Raw genomic sequence first — 3,743 nt, 5'->3', positions numbered from 1 at the left:
CGGGCCACGGCATCGTGAGTGCCGCCAACCCGTCAGTGAGGGAACCCGCCATGGAATCCAGACACGTCAAGTACCACGAGCTCATTGCGCAATGCCGTAATCTTGCGCCCATGCTTCTGGCCGTCGTTCATCCCTGCGACAGGAGTTCCTTGCAGGGGGCGGTCGAGGCCGCGCAGCAAGGGCTGATCGCGCCCACGCTCGTCGGTCCGCGCGAGCGCATCGTCTCGGTCGCTTCGGAATGCGGTCTTCCGATCGCCGATTACCCGATCGTCGACACACCGTTCAGCGAAGCTTCGGCGGCCGCTGCCGTCCAGCTCGTGCGCGAAGGCAAGGCCGAAGCGCTCATGAAGGGCAGCCTTCACACCGACGAACTGATGGCCGAGGTGGTCCGCCGCGATTCGGGACTGCGAACAGCCCGGCGCATCAGCCACTGCTTCGTGATGGATGTGCCGGGACACGCCGATCCGCTAATTGTGACCGACGCGGCGATCAACATCGCGCCGACGCTTGAGGAAAAAGTCGACATCCTGCAGAACGCGATCGATCTTGCCCACGCCTTGCGGTTTCCGGAAGTGCGGGTGGCGATTCTTTCGGCTATGGAGACAGTGAACCCGAAAGTGCCGTCCACAATCGAGGCTGCCGCTCTATGCAAGATGATGGACCGCGGGCAGGTGACCGGGGCACTCGTCGACGGTCCGCTAGCGCTCGACAACGCCATCGACGCCGAGGCGGCACGCATCAAGCACATCGAGTCGCCAGTGGCGGGGCGCGCCAATGTGCTCATGGTGCCCGACCTCGAAGCGGGCAACATGCTGGCCAAGAGCCTGTCGTTCCTCGCGGGCGCGGACGCGGCCGGTATCGTGCTAGGCGCGCGCGTGCCCATCATCCTGACGAGCCGGGCCGATTCGCTCATTACCCGCCTCGCCTCGTGCGCAGTGGCCGTGCTCGTTGCCCGCGCGCGGCGCGAGGCGGCAAAGATGGTGGGGTGATGCCATGGCAGACGTGATTCTCGTCCTCAACGCCGGCTCGTCCAGTATCAAGTTCTCGGCGTTCGAAGAGCGGGGTAGTGCGCTCGATCTGGTCGTGCATGGCCAGGTCGATGGACTCTATACGTCGCACGCAAGATTCGAAGCATTGGATCGTCATGGCGAGCACCACGCGAAGGAGTGGACTGCCGGTACGGAGCTGGACCATCGGCACGGGCTCGAACACATCGGTGTGTTCCTCGAGGAGCACCGCGAAGGACACACGCTGGTGGCCGTCGGCCATCGTGTGGTACACGGCGGGCAGCGCTTCAGCGGGCCAGTTCGGTTGACCCCTGCCGTGGTCGACGAACTGGACAAGCTGACGCCGCTGGCACCACTGCATCAGCCGCATAACCTGAAGTCGATACGTCTTTTCGACCAGATGCAGCCAGACGTGCCGCAGGTGGCGTGCTTCGATACGGCGTTCCACCGTACGCAGCCGGAGGTGGCCCAGGCGTTCGCGCTGCCGGCGGCGATCACGGACCTCGGCGTGCGGCGCTACGGCTTTCACGGGCTGTCGTACGAGTACATCGCCAGCGTGTTGCCCCACGTCGCACCCGGAGCAGCCGCGGGGCGCACTGTGGTTGCGCATCTCGGCAACGGCGCGAGCATGTGCGCCCTCGTGGCGGGCGCGAGCGTGGCCAGCACGATGGGCTTTACTGCCCTTGATGGCCTCCCGATGGGCACCCGCTGCGGCAATCTCGACCCCGGCGTGGTGCTGTACCTGATGGAAGAGCGTGGCATGGATGCGCGTGCTCTGGAGGATCTCCTGTATCGCCGGTCCGGATTGCTCGGCGTATCGGGCGTCTCCGCGGACATGCGCACGCTGCTCGAAAGCGACGATCCTCGGGCCCGCTTCGCGATCGATCTTTTCGTCTATCGCATCTCGCGTGAACTGGGCTCGCTTGCCGCCGCGATGGATGGCATCGACGCGCTCGTTTTTACCGGCGGTATAGGTGAGCATGCGGCGGCGGTCCGCGAGGCTGTCGTGCGGCGAACGAAGTGGCTCGGTGTCGAACTGGACGTCGCTGCTAATCTCAAGGGCGGACCGATCGTGACCACCGCTTCAAGCGGCATACCGGTGTGGGTCATTCCGACCAACGAAGAACTGATGATTGCGCGCCATACGCGCGCTGTCGTGGAGTAAAGCGATGTCAACGGCACACAGCGGACAGGCAGGCCCACTGCTGAAGGGCATGAAGGCGCTCGTCACGGGCATAGCCAACGAACACTCGATTGCATACGGGTGCGCGAAGGCGTTTCGCGAACTCGGCGCTGACCTTGCGATTACGTATGCCACGGAAAAGACCAAAGCCTGGGTCGAGCCAATCGCGCAGGAATTGGATGCTGACATGCTCCTGCCGCTCGACGTCGCCGATGCGAACCAGCTCAACGCGGTGTTTGCCGAAATAGGCCAGCGTTGGGGACGCCTCGACATCGTGCTGCACTCGATTGCGTGGGCACCGAAGGACGACCTTCAGGGCGGGCTGTTGCACTGCTCGAGCGAGGGCTTCGCGCAAGCAATGGACATTTCGTGCCATTCCTTCGTGCGTATGGCCGCGCTTGCCGCGCCCCTCATGGATAAAGGTGGCACGCTGCTCACCATGAGCTATCACGGCGCAAGCAAGGTCGTGCCGAACTATAGCGTCATGGGACCCGTGAAGGCCGCGCTCGAAGCGTGCGCGCGTTACCTCGCCCATGAGCTGGGTCCGCAGGGCATCCGCGTTCACGCCATCTCACCGGGTCCGCTCATGACGCGCGCCGCTTCCGGACTCAAGGACTTTGGTCTGCTGCTCAACGAAGCAGCCCACCGTGCGCCGCTCGGCGAACTCGTCGACATCATGGACGTCGGCTACACCTGCGCTTTCCTCTCCACGCCGTACGCACGGAGAGTGTCCGGGGAAACGCTGTATGTCGATGGCGGCGTCAACATCATGGCGTGACACTGCACAGGAGAAGGACATCGTGACTATGCTATTGCTGCAAACCGTCGAAGACACTGTTTCCGACGAAGACATCCGGGGTTTTTTGAGCCGCTATGGCTTCCCGCCGTTTGTTTCCATTGAGCGCATGGCAGGTACCGGAATCCGGCCTGCTGTGCTGCTTGCGTTCCATGATCTGCAGCCGGAAGCGCTGCGACTGCTTCAGGCCAGGATTCACCACGTGTTCTGGAACGACCACGGGATCGAAGCGATCATTGTGCAGCGCCCAACAGAATGACCGGCATGGGTGGCGCCGCACAAAATGGGCCGCTTTCAGCGACCCCAATGCGTGGATTTCCGACTATAGGGGTGCCCTTCCATGAGCAGTCCTTTGTCAAGTGGTTCTGGCGAATTTTGATAATTGATCGATGTGCGAATCCTCCCGCCATAATGAACGGGCGGTCGCGGTTGCTGCAATTCACGATGGTCTGAAGCCGGCTCTTGCGGTCGTGAGACCTGACGTCTCCACCACTGAGGTCGGCCGGAACGCGTGGACGCCGACGGTGTTCAACATGACGATTGTGTCCAATTCATAGATGTTTTCTCTATGTAGCCCGGTCAACGAAATCTGAAGAGCATGCCGTTTCCGGCTTGGCGCGCGATGTTTGGCGCGTGCTTGCCGGCTTGCACGCAAACGGCACGAAAATCACGGAGACCCTTTTAGCGAAAAGCAATCAACGCGACCAGCCGACTAATGCACGGCGACATCCTTTGCGCCCGTTTTGGGATGGACGGT

General features: G+C 62.5%; 4 protein-coding genes. All 4 read left to right on the top strand.

Features of this window, described 5'->3' with window-relative positions; translation table 11 throughout:
- The first annotated feature begins 50 nt into the window (after positions 1-50).
- Genes F6X40_RS41025 through F6X40_RS41010 form a run of 4 tightly spaced genes read left to right on the top strand, consistent with a single transcriptional unit; the run spans position 51 to position 3,245 of the window.
- Positions 51-989 carry a phosphate acetyltransferase gene (locus F6X40_RS41025; RefSeq protein ID WP_187631831.1) on the top strand — a complete coding sequence of 313 codons (939 nt, stop codon included), beginning with the start codon at positions 51-53 and terminating at the stop codon, positions 987-989.
- Between the two features lie 4 nt (positions 990-993).
- Complete coding sequence (locus tag F6X40_RS41020) at positions 994-2,172, top strand: acetate/propionate family kinase (protein WP_187631830.1); 1,179 nt, start codon at positions 994-996, stop codon at positions 2,170-2,172.
- A 4-nt stretch (positions 2,173-2,176) separates the two neighbouring features.
- On the top strand, positions 2,177-2,968 hold the full coding sequence (gene fabI / locus F6X40_RS41015) for an enoyl-ACP reductase FabI (protein ID WP_187631829.1): 792 nt from the start codon (positions 2,177-2,179) through the stop codon (positions 2,966-2,968).
- Between the two features lie 28 nt (positions 2,969-2,996).
- Entirely contained in the window at positions 2,997-3,245 is a 249-nt protein-coding gene (locus tag F6X40_RS41010) for an RNA-binding protein (protein ID WP_187631828.1), read from the top strand.
- Positions 3,246-3,743: the final 498 nt, after the last annotated feature.

This window comes from Paraburkholderia sp. UCT31, assembly GCF_014397655.1.
Classification (GTDB): Bacteria; Pseudomonadota; Gammaproteobacteria; order Burkholderiales; family Burkholderiaceae; genus Paraburkholderia; species Paraburkholderia tuberum.
The sequence above is the reverse complement of the archived record's forward strand: the minus strand, read 5'-3'. Positions and strand labels throughout refer to the sequence as shown.

Excerpts from the sequence above, each read along its gene's own strand:
- F6X40_RS41025 (WP_187631831.1), top strand. The coding sequence starts at position 51 with ATGGAATCCAGACACGTCAAGTACCACGAGCTCATTGCGCAATGCCGT.
- F6X40_RS41020 (WP_187631830.1), top strand. The coding sequence starts at position 994 with ATGGCAGACGTGATTCTCGTCCTCAACGCCGGCTCGTCCAGTATCAAG.
- fabI (WP_187631829.1), top strand. The coding sequence starts at position 2,177 with ATGTCAACGGCACACAGCGGACAGGCAGGCCCACTGCTGAAGGGCATG.
- F6X40_RS41010 (WP_187631828.1), top strand. The coding sequence starts at position 2,997 with ATGCTATTGCTGCAAACCGTCGAAGACACTGTTTCCGACGAAGACATC.